Consider the following 17,838-nt stretch of genomic DNA (forward strand, 5'->3'; position numbering starts at 1 on the left):
GCCTTCGTGATGGACGGCTCAGACGCCAACCATCGACACCGCCTTGGTGTTCAGGTAGGACTCCAGCGCCTCCGGGCCGCCTTCCGAACCGTAGCCCGAATCCTTGATGCCGCCGAACGGCAGCTCGGCGCTCGGCGTAGCCGGCTGGTTAATCCACAGCATGCCGACTTCGACGCGGTTCATCAAGAGTTGCGCGTTCTTGATCGAGCGCGTGAAGGCATAACCGGCCAGGCCGTAAGGCAGGCGGTTCGCTTCCGCAATCGCGTCTTCCAGGCTGTCGAAACCGCGGATCGCGGCCACCGGGCCGAAGGGTTCGTCGTTGAATACGCTCGCTTCGAGCGGCACGTCGGACAGGATGGTCGGCGAGAAGAAGTTGCCGGTCTCGCCGACGCGCTTGCCGCCCAGGGACACGGTGGCGCCCTTGGCCTGCGCATCTTCCACCACCTTGGCCATGGCCGTCAGGCGCCGTGCGTTGGCGAGTGGCCCCAGGGTCGTGCCTTCTTGCAGGCCGTCACCCAGTTTGAGGCCTTCGGCGTGCTGCACGAAGGCGCGGGTGAATTCTTCCTTGATCGCGTTGTGCACCAGGAAGCGCGTCGGCGAAATGCACACCTGCCCCGCATTGCGGAACTTGGCGGCGCCGGCGGCTTTCACGGCCAGGGCGACGTCTGCATCCTCGGCGATGATCACCGGCGCGTGGCCGCCCAGTTCCATGGTGGCGCGCTTCATGTGGGCGCCCGCGAGTGCAGCAAGCTGCTTGCCGACCGGGGTCGAGCCGGTGAAGGTGACCTTGCGGATGACCGGGTGCGGGATCAGGTAGCCCGAGATTTCGGCCGGGTCGCCGAACACCAGGCCGACCACGCCCGGCGGCACGCCGGCGTCGACGAAGCACTGCAGCAGCGCGGCCGGCGAAGCTGGCGTCTCTTCCGGTGCCTTGCACAGGAACGAGCAACCGGTGGCCAGCGCGGCCGACAGCTTGCGCACGATCTGGTTGATCGGGAAGTTCCACGGGGTGAAGGCGGCGACCGGGCCGACCGGTTCCTTCAGCACCAGCTGCTGGGCTTTCGGGTTGCGCGACGGGACGATGCGGCCATACACGCGCATGCCTTCGGCGGCAAACCAGTCGATGATCTCGGCGCCGGCCAGGGCCTCGCCCTTGGCTTCGACCAGGGGCTTGCCCTGCTCCTGGGTCAGCAGGCGGGCGATGTCGCCGGCGCGTTCGCGCAGCAGGTTGGCGGCGCGGCGCATGGTGGCGGCGCGCTCGGCGGCCGGCACGTCGCGCCAGGTGTCAAAACCCTTCTGGGCGGCGGCCAGGGCGCGGTCCAGGTCGGCGATCGATGCATGCGCCACGGTGCCGATCTCCTGCCCGGTAGCCGGGTTCAGTACCGGGATGGTCTTGCCGCCGGTGGCGTCTAACCACTCGTTGGCGATGAGGAGGCGGGTGTCGGGATAGCTGGACGTGGTCATGGCATGTCAATCCTGTGGTGGTTGAGACAAACATGATAACCCCTTACCGCGCGGCGTGCAGGGCCACCGGATTCAGCGGCCCGGCCGGTCCTCCTTCTCCAAACGGGGCCGCTCGCCGCTCTCCCTGCGCGCATCCCGTCCCTCCTGGCCGTCCTCCCTGACCTCGCCCTGGCCGTCGCCCTGGAACACGACGGTCTGGCTCGGATAGGCCAGCCGGATGCCCGCCGCCTCCAGCCGCTGGTAGATCGTGAACAGCAGGTTTTCGCGCACCGCCACCTGGACGTCGAACTCGGCGGTGTCGATGTACGAAAATACGTCGATATTGAAGGCGCGGTCGGTAATGCCGCCCAGGCGCGCGCGCCAGCCTTCGGCGATCTTTTCTTCGTCCGCCAGCACCCCGCGCACGATGCCGAGCGCTTCCTGCAGCTGGGCCGACGAGGTGGCATACGTCACCGCGATGGTCGGGTTGAACAGGAAGCGGTCGCGCGCGGCGAAGTTCTCGATCTGGCGCGCCGACAAGTCGCCGTTCGGAATGGTCACGATCGTGCGCTCCAGGGTGCGGATGCGGGTCGAGCGGATGCCCACGTCTTCCACGGTGCCGACCACGTCGCCCACCTTGATGAAGTCGCCCACCTGCAGCGGACGGTCGGCGATCACGGTCACGCTGCCGACCAGGTTTTCCACGGTCTTCTGGGCACCCAGCGCCAGCGCGATACCGCCGATACCGAGAGCCGCGATGCCGGTGGTGACGTCGATGCCGAAGGTGTCGAGGATGCCGATGCCGGAGAACACCAGCAGCAGGATCTTGACGGTGCGGCGCAGCAGCGTGACCACCGAGACGATCTGGCGCCGCTGGCGCCGCTGCATGCGCGCGATGATCAGTTCCGACACGGCGTCGACCAGGCGCAACCCGAACCACACCAGCGCGATGACGGTGACGATGCCGGTGTAGCGCAGCAGGGTCTGGCGCGCGACGATGGCCACCGCCAGGCGCTCGGCCCAGTTGTAGAAGATGGCCACCGCCAGCAGCAGGCTGGCCGGCGGCAGCGCCGCCTCGAAGAAGCGGTAGATGCCGCTAGCCGCCGAATCGGCCACCAGGCGGCGCATGGCGGCCACCACCAGCGCCGACACCAGCCACAGGCCGCCGAAGATCATCACGCCCAGGCCGAGCAGCATGCCCCAGTCTTTGACCGGCGCGCCGCCAACGAGGTATTCGTCCTGCGGCGCCTCGGTGCCCGCTGGCGTGCGGCGCGTGGCGGCCGCGATCTGGCCGAGCGTGGCCGAGGAGATGCGCCAGACCTGCTGGCCGTCGACCTCGGCGCGGGTGATCAGGATCGGGGTCTTCTTGTCTTGCACCGTGACCTCGCCAATGTTCTCCTGGTCCACGGGCAGGTCGTCATCGACGCGCCCGCTGGCCTGGTTCGACAGGGCGGCAAAGGGTTTCAGGGAGCCGCCATTGTCGAGCAGCGCATGGAAGGCGCGCGCCTGGCTGACCGCGTTCATGCGCTGACGGTTGCTGGTGGCGGCCGGCATCTCGAAGTACTGGGCGGCGCGGTCGTAGTCGAGTTCGGCCAGGGCTTCGATCAGGCCCGACACCATCGAGCGCGGCGTTTCGCGGCGCAGCGGGTCGGGGGCGGCTGTTTCTGCGGCGGGCGCCTCGGTCTCGGGCGCGGCAGGCAGGGCCTGGACCGGGCCGGCCAGGGCGAGAATGAACAGGAAGAGGAAAGAGAAGGAAAGACGCAAGCGCAAAACGGCTCCTTGGATGCGAGTGAGCTGAACGCCAAGTCTAGCATCCGATCACACAGCCCTCCGCACCGTTGCCGGACCGCGCCGGTTTGCGCCGCAAGGCGCGCGACTCGTACACGACCTCGCCGCCGACGACGGTCTGCAATACCCGGACCCTGGCGATGTCCTCATCCGGGATGGTCAGGACGTTGCGGTCGAGGACGATCAGGTCGGCCAGCTTGCCGGGTTCCAGCGATCCGGTCAGCGTTTCCTGGCGCAGCGTCCAGGCCGCGTCGGCCGTGGCGGCGCGCAGCGCGGCGGCGCGCGTCATGCCCGGCTGGGCGGTCAGGCGGCCGGCATACTCCTGGCCCGCATCCGGCGCGGCGCTGCGGGTCACCGCCACCTTCAGCGCAAACCAGGCGTCGAGCGGATCGACCGGCCAGTCGCTGCCGTAGGCGATGCGCGCCCCTGCCTGCTGCAGCACGGCCTGCGGTTCGACCCTGGCGTAGCGCGCCGGGCCCAGGTAGTCGCGCAGCGGGCCAACCGTGTCCGGCGCCGGCTTGGCCCACTGGAAGGAGAGCACCGGCGCGACGTTCAGTTGCGCAAAGCGCGGATAGTCAGCCGGGTCGACGATCTCGGCATGCGCCAGCGCCGGCCGCACCTCCTTTCCTTCCGGGCTCGCGCGCAGGTCCGCGATAGCGTCCAGCGATTCGCGTACGGCGCGGTCGCCGTCGGCGTGGATATGCGGGTCGATGCGCGCCCGCGCGAGTTGCGCCAGCGTGCTGCGCAGGGCCGGCCCTGTAAAGTAGGCCGGCGGCCCCGCGCTCGGGCCAGGCTGCCAGTCGGGCCGCTCCTCGCTGCCCCGGTTCACGAGGTAGGGTTCGAGCATGGCGCCGGTGAACGCGGGTGCGGCGATGACACCGTCCATGAACAGCTTGGCGTGGCGCACCTGCATCGACGGCGCCGCCCGCGTCGGGCCCTGATCGAATTGCCGCTGCTGGCGCAGCAGCTCGGCAACGGCGGCCTGCGGCGTGGCGCCCTTGTCGAGGTCGACCAGAACGGCGAAGTGGGCGCGCGCGGTCAGCCTGCCCTGGCGCTGCAGCGTCGCAAAGGCGGTCATGGTCTCGGGGTCGGTCCAGGCATCGAGGAAGCTGGTGATGCCCTGGCGCCGCATGGCCTTCAATGCCGCGCTCGACGCAGCCAGGTGCTCCTGTGCAGTGAGCGCAGGCACGAAGCGCATCGCCAGGTCCTGGGCCGCGTCTTCCAGCAGGCCGGTGGCGTTGCCATCGGCGTCGCGCACGATCTTGCCGCCGACTGGATCGGGCGTGTCGCGGCCGATACCGGCCAGGGCGATGGCGCGCGAATTGAGCTGCACCGAATGCCCGAACGAGGAGCGCACGATGACAGGGCGGGCCGTTTTCAGTGCGTCGAGGGTGGCCGCCGTGGTGCCGGTGCCGGCCGGCTCCATCCCCTGCTGGAACCAGTTGACCACCAACAGCGGGCGGTCCGGCGGCTGGCCCTTGTCGCGGTCGATGCAGGCCTGGATGCGCGCCTGGAACTGCGGCACGCTCAGGCGCAGGTAGTCCAGGCTGCAGTTAAGCAGGCGGCTGCCGCCGGATTGCGGATGCATGTGGGCGTCGACCAGGCCGGGCATCAGCATGCGGCCATGCAGGTCGATGACCCGGGTGCGCTTGCCGGCCAGGGCCATGGCCCCGGCATCGCTGCCGACATAGGCGATGCGCCCGGCGCGCACGGCCAGCGCCTGCCGCACGCTGTCTTGCGCGTCGACCGTGTAGACGACGCCGTTGCGGTAGACCAGGTCGGCAACGGGATCGGTTGCCTGCGCGCCGGCCCCGGCCAGCAGGAAGGCGACAACAACGAGGCGCCGCATCATGCGCGACGCCGGCGCAGGTCGCGCAGGACTTCGCGCGCCGCGTTGTGCCCCGGCGCCCCGGTCACGCCGCCGCCCGGATGGGTGCCGGCGCCGCAGGTGTACAGGCCGGGCACGGGCCCGCGGTAGTCGGCGTGGCCCAGCATCGGACGCGCCGCGAACAATTGGTCCAGGCCGAGGGCGCCGTGGAAGATGTCGCCACCTACCAGGCCGAAGCTGCGCTCCAGGTCGAGGGGGCTCATGATCTGGCGGCCCAGCACCGCGCGCCTGAAATTCGGCGCCCAGCGGTCGACAGTATCGATCATCAGGTCGGCTACCTCCTCGCGGTGCGCATCCCAGCTGGCGCCGTCGGGCAGCTGGGGCGCCACGTGCTGGCAGAACAGGCTGGCCACGTGCTGGCCGGGCGGCGCCAGGCCGGGGTCGAGCGTGGACGGAATCAGCATCTCGACGATCGGTTCGCGCGACCAGCCCCTGGCGCGCGCATCCATGTAGGCGCGTTCCATGTACTGCAAACTGGGCGCGATGATGATGCCGCTGCCGTGGTGTTCGGCGGCCGCCGTCCCCGGCAGGCAGCGGAAGCTGGGCAGCTCCGACAGCGCCACGTTCATGCGGAAGGTGCCCGAGCCGCAGCGCCAGGCCTGCATGCGGCGCAGGAAGTCGCCGGGCAGCGCGCCCGGGTCGACCAGCCTGGTGTACAGCAGGCGCGGGTTCAAATTCGAGACGACCACGCGCGCGGCGAGGCGTTCGCCCCTTGCGGTGACAGCGCCGCTGGCGCGGCCCTTCTCCAGCACGACTTCGCGCACGCCGTCATTCAGCCGGATCTCGACGCCCTGCGCCTGCCCCGCCCTGGCCATCGCCTGCGTGATGGCGCCCATGCCGCCCATGGCGTGGCCCCAGGCGCCCTTCTTGCCGTTGACCTCGCCGAACACGTGGTGCAGCAGCACATAGGCCGAGCCGGGCGCGTAGGGGCTGGCGTAGTTGCCGACCACGCTGTCGAAGCCATACGCCGCCTTGATCGGCGCGCTCTCGAACCAGCCATCAAGGTAGTCGCCGGCGGACTTGGTGAACAAATCGAGCAGGCCGCGCTGGGCGTCGAGCGACAGCGCGCGCATGCGGTTGCCGAGCCTGCCCGCCTTGATCAGTTCCGGCAGCGCGGCCAGCCAGCCGCCTTCCACCCGGTTCGGCGGCGTTTGCAGGACCAGCTCGCGCAACAGGTCGGCGGCGGCGTCGAGCTGCCTGGCGTAGTCGTCGAGGCGGCCGGCGTCGCGCTGCGAAAATTTCGCGACTTCGCCGGTGGTCTTGCCGGCGCCGAGCTTCAGGTAGTTGCCATCGTCCAGCGGGAGGAAGTTCGACAGGGGCCGCTCGACGACGCGCAGGCCGTGCCGGGCCAGGTCCATGTCGGCGATGACCTTGGGGTTGAGCAGGGAGACGGTGTAGGCGGCCACCGAATTACGGAAGCCGGGGTGGAATTCCTCGGTCACGGCGGCGCCGCCGACGACCTGGCGCTGTTCGAGTACGGTGACCTTCAAGCCGGCGCGGGCCAGGTAGAAGGCACAGACCAGGCCATTGTGGCCGGCTCCGATGATGATGGCGTCGCGCATCCGGTTCCTCCTGGGAGAATCCGGACATTATGCGCCTATGGAAGAGATGTGTAGCGGCTTTCTGCCGCTCCCGTGTCGTGGCCGCGTCCGGATGCCAGGCCTGAGGCGAGGCCGGCTCCTCGGCTACACAGGATGGGGGCAGGTATCGAATAGTCGCCGCCATTCGGCCGTCCGGCGCCCGGCGATACCGTTTCCGCCGCATGGAAAACGATCGGCGTCATGGCCAGCACCAAACATATGTTATGGATAAGCAAACAGTTGTTCATCCGTGCGGGCTCTGGTTCGATGTAGAAAAGGCCCACCCGCTGTGGGCGGGAGGGCCTTCGAATGGTGCCGAAACGGGCGGCTGCCCGCAAGCGCCCTTGGTTCAGTCGCCGGTTTCGAGATAGAAGATGGCGTAGGCCTTGGCCGGCGCGTGCTCGGTCGGCTTCTCGACCTGCAGCTGGGCGCAGTCTTCGGCGACCAGGCTGCGCCAGTTGCGGATGCCGGCGTTGGCGAACAAGGGGTTGGCCTTGGCGCCGAGGCTGATGTCGAGGGCCAGGCGGGCGTTGCGCGGTTCGGTCTTGCCATAGCTGACGCCGCGCAGTTCGATGCCGAAGGCGGCCAGCCATGGCTCCCACAGGCCGGATTCGGTGCCCATCACGATGCGCTCGAACATGTCGTGCAGCGACACGCCTTTCTTGACCACGCCGCGCAGCAGTCCCAGCGAAGGGGCGAAACGGGCGTCGGTGCTTTCCTTGCCGGCGCCGCGGTCGGCGATGGCCTTGAGTTCCTTCGAAAAGGTGGCGTCGCGTTCGGTGTAGTCGCGCACGCGGTCGTAGAACGCGCCGTCGATGAAGGGATTCTCCGGCCGGCCGCCCTGCGCGCCCGCCGATTGCTGTTTTTTGTTCGTCATGGTGTCTGCAGCCTCGTGATAAGGGCGCGAGTGTAGCACCTGCGCCCCCGGCGCGGACATGACGCTTGTCCGGCGCCGCGTCTCCTTGGCCGGCGCTCCCGGACTTTAGCCTGCCGGGACTGCGCCAACATCGGGCGCGTCGGCCACGGCCAGCGCCTCGGCCGCGGCGTAGCGGGGCCGGGCCGGGTTGCGGTGGCCCCAGCGCTCGAGGTAGCGGCGTTGCATCACCGCCTGGCGCAGCGTGTGGGCGGCGCGCTTGACGGCGCGGTCGATGGCGCTGTACAGGTCGGCCTGGACGTCGCGCACCACCAGCGCCGGCTGCCCCGGCACCGCGATCAGGATATGGCATTGCTTGTCGTTCCCGCCGCGCGGCCCGTTGATGTCGCCGAGACGCACCACGACGTCGCCGATCCGGTCGCGGGCGAAGGACAAGCCGGTGCGCAGGCGCCGTTCGGCATAGCCGCGCAAGGCCGGCGTGAGGGGGAACTGTTTTGCAAGCAGATGGACTTTCATGGCAAGCTCCTGTCGTCGTTGGGATGGCGGGACCACATCCGTGGCCCGGCTCCAGTCTCGCCCATCCGGCCGCGCTTGACCATTCGCCACTTCCCGTAAGGGTTTCCCTTATACGGTTTTCCTTTTTCCTGATACAGCGCGGGTTGCCGCCGATGCGGCGATAATGCCCGCTCCACCATCGACGAAAGGCCTTATGCACGGCACCTCCCCTGCCCGCTCGATCTGGCGCGGCTGCGCCTTCGTGGCCGCGTATGTCGCCTGCGACGTGCTGAGCGGCCCCGAGGCGCGCTACCAGGCCATCGCCCCGGTCTGGCATCCGGCCGCCGGACTGGCGGTGTACGCGGCAATCCGGCATGGCCGGCGCGCCCTGCTGCCGCTGGTGCTGGCGGCCCTGCTGGCGGCCAGCATCACGCCCGCCCTGCCGGCGCAGCCGCTGCTGTCGCTGCTGGCCGGCCTGTTGCCGGTGCCGTTGTACCTGGCGCTGGCGCTGTTCACGCGGCGCCGGCTGCCCGACGGCGCGTTCTTCGCCAGCCACCGCGGCATGCTGCTCTGGGCCGCCCTGGCGGCGCTGGCCAGCCTGCTCGGCGCCCTGCTGTATGCCGTAACCGTGCGCGGCCCCGGGACGGCTGCCGGCCTGTCCTGGGTCGATGTCCTGAGCCGCTACGCCATCGCCGAGACCGCGGGCATGCTGGCCATCGTGCCGGCCGCCTGCTGCCTGTTCGACCCGGCGCTGCGCGCCGACTGCCTGGCCCGGATCCGCAATTGGGACAGCGCCGCCTACACCGCGGCGATCGCCCTGCTGCTGGCCTTTGCGCTGCAAAGTCCGGCGCCGGCCTCGCTGGCCTACTACCTGTTGATGCTGCCGCTGGCTTGGGCCGCCTCGCGCCAGGGCATGGCGGGCGCCATCAGCGCCGCCATCGTGCTCGAAGCCGGGGTGACCATCGCCGCGCTGTGGCCGGTGCTTCACCTCGAACGCATGCCGAATTTACAGATGCTGGTCCTGAGCCTGATCCTGTCCGGCTTCCTGATCGGCATCGCGGTCGATATCGCGCGCCGCGCCAGCGACGACCTGCGCCATTCGATGCGCCTGGCGGCCGCTGGCGAAATGGCGGCCGCGGTGGCGCACGAGCTGAACCAGCCGCTGACGGCGCTCTCGGCCTACGGGAGCGCCTGCCAACGCCTGGTGCTGCGCGATGGCGGCGATCCGCTGCTGACCAGGACCGTCGACGCCATGGCGGCCGAGGCGCAGCGCGCATCGAACGTGCTCAAGCGCCTGCGCGAATTCTTCCGCAGCGGCGCCATCGCCCTCGATACCCTGACGCTGGCTGAGCTGGTGGAGGACAGCGTGGCCGCGTTCGCCGGGCAGGCCGCCGCGGCGCAGGTGGAACTCCAGGTGCGCCCGGTACCTGCCGCCGCCCTGCTGGGCGACCGCATCCAGCTCGACATCGTGCTGCGCAATGTGTTGACGAATGCGGTGCAGGCGCTGGCCGAGGGGCCGGGCAGCACGCCGCCCGGCACGCCGCGCCGCATCACGGTCGATGCGGGTGCGGACGGGCTGTCGGTATGGGTCAGGATCGCCGACAATGGACCCGGCATCGCCGACACGGTGCGCAGCCGGCTGTTCCAGCCCTTCGTCTCGCTCAAGTCGAGCGGCCTGGGACTCGGCCTGGCCATCAGCCGGGCCATCGTCGAGGCCCACGGCGGCACCCTCACGGCCGCGCCGGGGCGGCACGCGGTCTTTACCATGACATTGCCCGCACACGGAGTGCGTGGCCAAGCAAGCGGCGAAAGGATGAAACGACATGAGCACTGACAACACCGTCTACATCGTCGACGACGATGCGGCCGTGCGCGATGCGCTGGGCCTGCTACTGAGCCTGAACGGATACAGGACGGCATTCTTCGCCGATGCCGAAGCCTTCCTGCAGGGCTGGAGTCCGGCGCTGCGCGGCTGCATGCTGCTCGACATCCGCATGCCGGGCATGGATGGCCTCACCCTGCAAAAGACCTTGTGCGAACGGGGCTGCCGCTTGCCGGTGCTGGTGATCACCGGCCATGGCGACGTCGATTCGGCGCGCGAGGCGTTTCGCGCCCAGGCCGTCGATTTCCTCGAGAAGCCGCTGCAGGAGGCGCAACTGGTGCGCGCCATCGAAGAAGCCTTCGGGCGCCAGGCCAGCGACGTGCGCGCCAGCCCGGCGCAGGCGGACTATGCCCGGCGCCACGCCAGCCTGACACCGCGCGAAGGCGAAGTGATGGCGCTGGTGGTGGCCGGGCGCCATAACCGCGAGATCGCCTGCGACCTGGGTATCAGCGTGCGCACCGTGGAAGTCCACAAGGCGCGCATGATGGAAAAGCTGCAGGCGGCCAGCGTGGCCGACCTGGTGCGCCAGCACCTGCAATACGGCGGCGGCTAGCGGGCCTCGCCTGCGATGCCGGCATCCCGCGCTACCAGAGCGCGGCTTCGAACAGGGTGGCGACGGTCGCAGCGGCGGCAATGGCGCCGCCTGACAGGACCACGCCGGCCAGGCCGCGGCGCTGGCGCTGGCCGCGCGCGACGATGTCCTTGGCAATCCGGCGCTTGCCGCGCCGCTCCATGCGCAACCTGGCATGGATGGCGGCGTCGGGTGGGTGGTTCGTTGGTTTCACTGTCATTCCCTCCTGTGTGGGCGGCCCGCTGGCCGGCAGGAGGGATTATGGACGAGGGCGGCGCCAACCGAATCCGGGTCGCGCGTAAGGGTTTCCCTCACCGGCCGGCGCCGCCCTGCCCCTTACGGCGCGGCCGCCGGCGCTCCGGCTGCGGTTCCTGCCGCTGCCGCGGTTGCCGTGGCCGGCGCTTCCTTCACGTACTTGTCGAACCAGCGCAGCATCTCGTAGATCAGCTGTTCGTTCGACTCGCGCGCCGCGTACCAGTGCGGCTCGTACGGCAGCATCACCAGGCGCGTGGTGCCGCCGTTGCCGCGGATCGCCTCGTACAGTTTGGTCGATTGCAGCGGCGTGGTGCCCGGGTTCGCATCGTCGCCGCCGTGCACGATCAGGAGCGGCGTCTTGAGCTTGTCGGCGTAGAAGAAGGTCGAGGCCTTGGTGTAGACGTCCGGTGCTTCCCACACCGAGCGGCGCTCGTTCTGGAAGCCGAACGGCGTGAGCGACTTGTTGTACGAGCCGCTGGTTGCCGCGCCGGCCTTGAACAGGTTCGAGTGCGCCAGCAGGTTCGCCGTCATCAGCGCGCCGTGGCTATGGCCGGTCACGCCCACGCGGTTCGGGTCGGTCACGCCCAGGCGCACGGCTTCGTCGACGGCCGCCTTGGCGTTCGCCACCAGCTGCTCGGTATAGGTGTCGTAGGCCTTGCGCGGGTCGCCCACGATCGGGAAGGCGGCGCTGTCGATGATGGCGTAACCCGACAACAGCAGCAGGCGGTACTGGCGCAGGCGCGTGAAGGTGGCTTGCGAGCCGGTGGTCTGGCCGGCCTTGGACGCGTCGGCGTAGTCGAGCGGATAGGCGTTCAGGATGGTCGGCAGGCGCGTGTCTTCCTTGTAGCCCGGCGGCGTGTAGAGCGTGAACGAGAGGTCGACGCCATCGGCGCGCTTGTACTTCACCAGGCGCTTCTTGATCTGGCGTACCTGCGGCACCGGATCGACCAGGCGGGTCAGCGCCACGCTGGTGGACGCGTACGATGGCTCGCCGGCGGCAGCCGCCGTGGCGGCGCCGACCGTGCGCAGCATGGCGTTCGGCGTCTCGGCAGCCGACTGATACCAGGTCAACAGGCGGCGCGTGTCATCGTTGGCGAAGCCGAGGAACTGCTCGTAGGAGCTGTCGGTGCTGCGGTACAGGCGTTCGGCCTTCTGGGTCCCGAGGTCGAACTTGTCCAGGAAGGGACGGTCGCCCGCGGGCGACGAGCCGTTTCCGGACAGGTAGATCGCGTTGCCATCCTGGCGGATCACCGAGAAGCCGTTGGCCAGGGTGCGGCGCACCGGCGAACCCGGGTCGGCGTATTTTTCGTCGGTCGACATGTCCCAGACCAGGCGCCGCGAGGCTCCTGCATCGTCGACGTTGATCTGCCAGGTACGGCGCCATTTGCGGTTGACGTCGTAGTCGGTCAGCAGGGCCGTACCGGGCTGCTCGCTCCAGGCCAGGCCGGCGTAGCGCTGCTCGGTGCGGGCAAATTCCACCGGCTCACCCTTGAACGGGGCCTTCAGCATGACCAGCTTGTCGCGCTGGGCGGCCTGCACTTTCGGGTCGCCGCCGTCGAGCGCTTCGGCCCAGACCAAAGTTGCCCCATCGGTCGGACGCCAGGTGAAGTTGCGTGGGCCGGTCGGCACGCCGCGGTTCGGCACGCGATCGGCCAGCGGCAGCGCGGCGATTTCGCGCACCACCGGATTCGCGCTCTTGCCCCTGGCGGCTGCCAGGTCCCACAGATCGATCTGTTTCGGGAAGCGGTCGAAGGTGGTGACGTAGGAATACGGCGGGCGGATCTCGGTCACGACCGCATGGCGGCCGTCCGGCGCCACGTCGAGTTCTTCGTACAGGCCGGGCTTGCCGACCGGGGTGATCTTGCCGCTGGCGGCATCGACCAGCGCCAGCTGCGACTTGCCGTAGTGTTCGAACAGGGCTTCGTCGTGGCGGTTGCGCAGGGTGTCGCGGTTTTCGTAGGTGCTGCTCTGGCCGGTGGCGCCCAGGGATTCCTGGATGCCGGGGCCATCCGAGCCGGGCGGCGCGGCCGGCGGGGCCTTTTGCGCGTGCACCAGCTTCACCAGGAGGGTCTTCTGGTCGGGCATCCACTGCACCTGGTCGCCGAACATCTGGTTCAGGCGCACGCCGGGCAGGCGGCGCACGGCGCCGGTTCTGGCGTCGCCGATCCACAGCTCGACCGCTTCGTTCGTGATGTTCTCGAAGGCGAAGCGCGCGCCGTCGGCGCTCCACAGCGGGCGGCGCGGGCAGGCGCCGGCCGGCAGCTTGACCGCGGTGGTGGCGCCGTCGGCCACCTGCACCAGGTCGATCGCGCTCACGCAAGGGGGAATGCCGTAGCCGCCCGGGGTATCGTGCTGGCTATGGTTGCCCGGCTCGATGCGCACGCCGGCCAGGCGCAGGAAAGGCGTGGCGACCTTGGCGATCGACGGGTAGTCGTCCATCGTCACCAGCATCAGCTTGTCGCGCTTCGGACTCAGCGAAGGCGACGGCGAGGCCGGGGCGCGCATCACGTCGAGGATTTCCTTCGGCGGCTGGTTGTAGGCGCTCGTGGCCGGCGCGCTGGCCGGAGTAGCCACCGGCGCCGCCATCGAGATGGACGTCATGCCGAGGGCGAGCGTGGTGCCCACCAGACCGCATAACAAGGATTTTCGCTGCATATACATTCTCCGCTTTGTCGACTATGTGGAACACGAACCCGAGGAAACCTCACGCGTGATGACAAACATTGCCATAGAAACATTTCCCTAGCAACACTAAACGCTGGGCGGAAAACTTACGATACAAAACTTTTGGCGCTGTCACCGTTAGCTATGGAAGAGTATTGAACCGCTGAGCTTCGTTGCGGTCAAAGCCATTACCGCCACATGCTATGCTTTTCGTCTTTTCAAGCGGAAGGCCAGGCATGACCAGCAGACTCAGCATCGTCCTGATCGGTCTCTCGATCGCGCTCCCATCGGCTGCCCAACAGCCGCAGCCCGACCCGAAAGACACCGAAACCTGGGCGCCCGAGCCCGCCCGCGTCGTTCCCGCTTCCTCCAGCGCCGCGCCATCGGATGCGGTGGTGCTGTTCGACGGCAAGGACCTGCGCGAATGGGTAACTGCAGCCGCGCCCGACAAGCCTGCCGGCTGGACCGTGGAGGACGGCGTGCTCACCGTGCGCGGCGGCAGCGGCGATATCCAGACCCGGCGCCTGTTTGGCGACTACCAGTTGCACCTCGAATGGCGTGTGCCCGCCACCCTGGGCGGGACCGGCCAGGCGCGCGGCAACAGCGGCCTGTTCCTGGCCGCCACCGGCGCCGGCCGCGGCTACGAGCTGCAGATCCTCGACTGCGCCGCCAACAAGACCTATGTGAATGGGCAAGCCGCCAGCATCTACAAGCAATTCGCCCCGCTGGCGAATGCCTGCGCCGCCGCCGGCGAGTGGCAGACCTACGACGTCATCTGGACCGCGCCGCGCTTCGGCGCCGACGGCGCCCTGCTGGCGCCCGCCTACGTGACCGCGCTGCACAACGGCGTGCTGGTGCAGAACCACGCCGCCCTGCAGGGCGAAACAGTGTACGCCGGCAAGCCGTTCTACCGCGCCCACGGCCCCGCCCCGATCAAGCTGCAGGACCACGGCGACGCGGTCGCCTTCCGGAACATCTGGGTGCGGCCACTCTGAGCGCACCACGCCTTGCGCTCAGTTCACTGGCTTGTTCAGCGTCACCGGCAAACGGGGCCCATCCCGGGAGGACGGTTTGCAGTCTGGGCAGTATCTAAATGGCAAGCTCGTGTTATAGAATGGATAACAAGATGATCATTTGACGCGAAGCGACCCATGCCCCGTTTCTTCCTGCTCCCTGGCGTACTTTGCAGCGCCGCCCTGCTTGCCGCATGCTCTCCCTCTCCTCCCTCACCTGCCACGTCCGGCGAAACCGGCCAGGCCGGTGGCCGCTCGTATCATGTCGTCACGGTCGAACGTCCGGCGTCGGCCACGGACCATCATCGCCTGCAGAAAGGCATGTACGACATGTGCGTGACCGTGCACCAGTTGAAGACGAAGTCGCCCCCCAAACCTTTCGTGACATTCCCGGCCGACTTCATTACCGCACGCAAGACCTACGTCAGCGATGGCACATCGTATCTGTTCAAGGAAGAGCGCTTCGACGTCGAGGTGGGCGACGCGGACCATGCTTGCGAAAGCCGGATCGTTCGCACCTGGACCACTTTCCTGGGGCGTGACGGCAAACTGCACTACGACGGCATTGACAAGGAGGGGAAGCGCCTGGAGTCACCGCCCGGCGAATTCATGCCGCCGGAAACCGAGGGTAAAGCCGATCATTTCACCGAGGCGCGCACCATCGAAGGAATTGCGGTCAAGTGCATGCCGATTCCTCCCGGGATGCAGCAAGCGGTGAGCCAGATATGTGTGGCGGACGCAAAGCCGGGCACCCTGGTGGACGTGCACGGCGAGCCGATCACCCTGTTTTCCGAGACCGCCATCGTACAAGATATGGCAAGCGTGTTGCGTACCGAAGCGAAGTCGGTCCGGATAGGCGGCAAGGTGGACCAGGCCGTGTTCGACGCGGTCGCGGCGCCCTGAGACCGAAAGCGCGCGCCGAACACCGTCACCTGAGGATGCAGGCACCTCGTGGCGCCTGCCGGCGATGCGTCAAGCGGTGTCGCCAGGCGTTCCGGCGTCCGGGGCCGGAACGCCCCCGCATCGGGAACCGGTCAACCCATCAACCGCGCTTCGCCGCCTCGGCACGTGCCTTGTGCAGCTTGCGGTAGCTGTCCATCAGGCGGTGGTGACGGTCGAGTCCTTCCAGCCCCATGCTCGTCGGCGTGAGACCGAAGAAGCGGACATTCCCGTCCACCGACCCCAGCGCCGCATCCATGCGCGCATCGCCGAACATGCGGCGGAAGTTGTGCACGTAGTCGCTTAGCTCCAGCTCGTCGTCGAGCACCACTTCCAGCACCACGTTCAGCGCCCCGTAGAACAGGCGGCGCTCGGCGGTGTTGTCGTTGTACTGCAGGAAGGCCCCGACCAGCTCGTGTGCTTCGTCGAACTGCTTCAGCGCGAGGTTGATCAGGAGGCGCAGTTCGAGCACGGTCAATTGGCCCCAATCGGTGTTCTCGTCGAACTCGATGCCGATCAGGCTGGCGATGTCGCCGTATTCGTCCAGCTCGTTGGTCTCGAGGCGCTCCAGCAAGTCGGCCAGTTGCTCGTCGTCGAGGCGGTGCAGGTTCAGGATGTCTTCGCGGAACAGCAGCGCCTTGTTGGTGTTGTCCCAGACCAGGTCTTCGACCGGATAGACTTCCGAGTAGCCAGGCACCAGAATGCGGCAGGCGGTCGCGCCTAGGCCATCGTGGACCGCCATGTACACTTCCTTGCCCATCTCCTGCAGGATGCCGAGCAGGGTCGCGGCTTCGTCGGCGTTCGAGTTCTCGCCGTGGCCGGAGAAGTCCCACTCGACGAAATCGTAGTCCGATCTGGCGCTGAAGAAGCGCCACGACACCACGCCGCTGGAATCGATGAAGTGCTCGACAAAGTTGTACGGCTCGGTGACCGCTTCGCTGGCAAAGGTCGGCTGCGGCAGGTCGTTCAGGCCCTCGAAGCTGCGGCCCTGCAGCAGTTCGGTCAGGCTGCGCTCCAGCGCCACCTCGAAGCTCGGGTGCGCGCCGAAGGAAGCGAACACGCCGCCGGTCTTCGGGTTCATCAGCGTCACGCACATCACCGGATAGCGGCCGCCGAGCGAGGCATCCTTGACCAGCACCGGGAAGCCCTGCTCTTCCAGGCCCTTGATGCCGGCCACGATGCCGGGGTATTTATCCAGCACCTCCTGCGGCACGTCCGGCAGGGCGAATTCGCCTTCCAGGATCTCGCGTTTCACGGCACGCTCGAAAATCTCGGACAGGCACTGCACCTGCGCTTCGGCCAGGGTGTTCCCGGCGCTCATGCCGTTGCTGGCGTACAGGTTTTCGATCAGGCTGACCGGGAAGTACACCGTTGCGCCGTCCGAATGGCGCGTGTACGGCAGCGACACGATGCCGCGCGCCGCATTGCCGGAGTTGGTGTCGACCAGGTGCGCGCCGCGCAGTTCGCCTTCGGGATCGTATATCTCCAGCGTGTAGTCGTCGAGGATCTCCTTCGGCAGCGCATCGCGGTGGCCGGGCTTGAACCAGCGCTCGTTCGGGTAGTGCACGAAGTCGGCGTTGGCGAATTCTTCGCCCCAGTAGGCGCCGGCGTAGAAATGGTTGTTGCTGATGCGTTCGAGGTACTCGCCCAGGGCCGAGGCCAGCGCGCTTTCCTTGGTCGCGCCCTTGCCGTTGGTGAAGCACATCGGCGAATGGGCGTCGCGGATGTGCAGCGACCACACGTTCGGCACGATGTTGCGCCAGGACGCGATCTCGATCTTGATGCCCAGGCTGGCCAGCAGGCCCGACATGTTGGCGATGGTCTGTTCGAGGGGCAGGTCCTTGCCCGGGATGTAGGTGGCGGCGCCGGCGTCGGGCTGCAGGGTCAGCAGCGCCTGGGCGTCGGCATCCAGGTTCTCGACTTCCTCGATCACGAATTCCGGCCCCTGCTGCACGACCTTCTTCACCGTGCAGCGGTCGATCGAGCGCAGGATGCCCTGGCGGTCCTTGTCCGAGATGTCGGCCGGGAGCTCGACCTGGATCTTGAAGATCTGGGCATAGCGGTTTTCCGGGTCGACGATGTTGTTCTGCGAAAGGCGGATGTTCTCGGTCGGGATGTTGCGGGTGTCGCAGTACAGCTTCACGAAATAGGCCGCGCACAGGGCCGACGAGGCCAGGAAGTAGTCGAAGGGGCCGGGGGCCGAGCCGTCGCCCTTGTAGCGGATCGGCTGGTCGGCGATGACGGTGAAGTCGTCGAACTTGGCTTCCAGGCGCAGCTTGTCGAGGAAGTTGACTTTGATTTCCATGGGAATTCCAGATTTTTACGCGAAAAGATGCGCGCATTATCCGTGGTTTCCGCCGCGCGCGAAAGGCAAGAATGCGAAAAGCCCTGTAAAAACAGGGCTCTATAATCGCGTTGCGGTGTCCTGTGCGCGGGCCGGCGCAGG

Annotated in this window: 13 protein-coding genes; 4 read left to right on the forward strand and 9 right to left on the reverse strand. The window is 68.0% G+C overall.

What is annotated here, in order from left to right:
• Nucleotides 1-18: 18 nt before the first annotated feature.
• The 6 genes from ACWYRN_RS23575 to ACWYRN_RS23600 all read right to left on the reverse strand — a co-directional run bounded on the left by ACWYRN_RS23575 (nucleotide 19) and on the right by ACWYRN_RS23600 (nucleotide 8,089).
• Nucleotides 19-1,464, reverse strand: coding sequence for an NAD-dependent succinate-semialdehyde dehydrogenase (locus ACWYRN_RS23575; RefSeq protein ID WP_488690237.1), 1,446 nt, complete (start codon nucleotides 1,462-1,464; stop codon nucleotides 19-21).
• A 72-nt stretch (nucleotides 1,465-1,536) separates the two neighbouring features.
• Nucleotides 1,537-3,207: a mechanosensitive ion channel family protein gene (locus ACWYRN_RS23580; protein WP_488690238.1), complete on the reverse strand. Its 1,671-nt coding sequence runs from the start codon at nucleotides 3,205-3,207 to the stop codon at nucleotides 1,537-1,539.
• 43 nt (nucleotides 3,208-3,250) lie between these two features.
• Nucleotides 3,251-5,083 carry an amidohydrolase gene (locus ACWYRN_RS23585; RefSeq protein ID WP_488690239.1) on the reverse strand — a complete coding sequence of 611 codons (1,833 nt, stop codon included), beginning with the start codon at nucleotides 5,081-5,083 and terminating at the stop codon, nucleotides 3,251-3,253.
• Nucleotides 5,080-6,681 carry a phytoene desaturase family protein gene (locus ACWYRN_RS23590; RefSeq protein WP_488690240.1) on the reverse strand — a complete coding sequence of 534 codons (1,602 nt, stop codon included), beginning with the start codon at nucleotides 6,679-6,681 and terminating at the stop codon, nucleotides 5,080-5,082. Before ACWYRN_RS23590 ends, ACWYRN_RS23585 begins: the two co-directional genes overlap by 4 nt.
• Nucleotides 6,682-7,048: 367 nt before the next feature.
• Nucleotides 7,049-7,576: a hypothetical protein gene (locus ACWYRN_RS23595; protein ID WP_488690241.1), complete on the reverse strand. Its 528-nt coding sequence runs from the start codon at nucleotides 7,574-7,576 to the stop codon at nucleotides 7,049-7,051.
• A 105-nt stretch (nucleotides 7,577-7,681) separates the two neighbouring features.
• The gene (locus ACWYRN_RS23600) at nucleotides 7,682-8,089 is read right to left on the reverse strand and encodes an HPF/RaiA family ribosome-associated protein (protein ID WP_488690242.1); all 408 of its coding nucleotides are present in this window, start codon (nucleotides 8,087-8,089) and stop codon (nucleotides 7,682-7,684) included.
• Between the two features lie 193 nt (nucleotides 8,090-8,282).
• Here ACWYRN_RS23600 and ACWYRN_RS23605 point away from each other — a divergent pair, with 193 nt between their 5' ends.
• Together ACWYRN_RS23605 and ACWYRN_RS23610 are read left to right on the forward strand one after the other, a co-directional pair.
• Nucleotides 8,283-9,902: a sensor histidine kinase gene (locus ACWYRN_RS23605; protein ID WP_488690243.1), complete on the forward strand. Its 1,620-nt coding sequence runs from the start codon at nucleotides 8,283-8,285 to the stop codon at nucleotides 9,900-9,902.
• On the forward strand, nucleotides 9,892-10,503 hold the full coding sequence (locus ACWYRN_RS23610) for a response regulator transcription factor (protein ID WP_488690244.1): 612 nt from the start codon (nucleotides 9,892-9,894) through the stop codon (nucleotides 10,501-10,503). Before ACWYRN_RS23605 ends, ACWYRN_RS23610 begins: the two co-directional genes overlap by 11 nt.
• A 31-nt stretch (nucleotides 10,504-10,534) precedes the next feature.
• Here ACWYRN_RS23610 and ACWYRN_RS23615 read toward each other — a convergent pair whose 3' ends face one another.
• Both ACWYRN_RS23615 and ACWYRN_RS23620 read right to left on the reverse strand, forming a co-directional pair.
• A complete protein-coding gene (locus ACWYRN_RS23615; protein WP_488690245.1) occupies nucleotides 10,535-10,741 on the reverse strand; it encodes a hypothetical protein in 207 nt (68 codons plus the stop codon).
• A gap of 116 nt (nucleotides 10,742-10,857) precedes the next feature.
• Nucleotides 10,858-13,431, reverse strand: a complete 2,574-nt coding sequence (locus tag ACWYRN_RS23620; protein WP_488690246.1) for an alpha/beta hydrolase family protein — start codon at nucleotides 13,429-13,431, stop codon at nucleotides 10,858-10,860.
• A 245-nt stretch (nucleotides 13,432-13,676) separates the two neighbouring features.
• On the opposite strand from ACWYRN_RS23620, the gene ACWYRN_RS23625 reads away from it, so the two are divergent.
• Nucleotides 13,677-14,435 (forward strand): 3-keto-disaccharide hydrolase, encoded by a 759-nt coding sequence (locus ACWYRN_RS23625; protein ID WP_488690247.1) that lies wholly within the window; start codon nucleotides 13,677-13,679, stop codon nucleotides 14,433-14,435.
• Between the two features lie 156 nt (nucleotides 14,436-14,591).
• Nucleotides 14,592-15,356, forward strand: coding sequence for a hypothetical protein (locus tag ACWYRN_RS23630; RefSeq protein WP_488690248.1), 765 nt, complete (start codon nucleotides 14,592-14,594; stop codon nucleotides 15,354-15,356).
• A 139-nt stretch (nucleotides 15,357-15,495) separates the two neighbouring features.
• Here ACWYRN_RS23630 and ACWYRN_RS23635 read toward each other — a convergent pair whose 3' ends face one another.
• Complete coding sequence (locus ACWYRN_RS23635; protein WP_488690249.1) at nucleotides 15,496-17,697, reverse strand: OsmC domain/YcaO domain-containing protein; 2,202 nt, start codon at nucleotides 17,695-17,697, stop codon at nucleotides 15,496-15,498.
• Nucleotides 17,698-17,838: the final 141 nt, after the last annotated feature.

It is taken from the genome of Massilia sp. BAP21, from assembly GCF_057801335.1.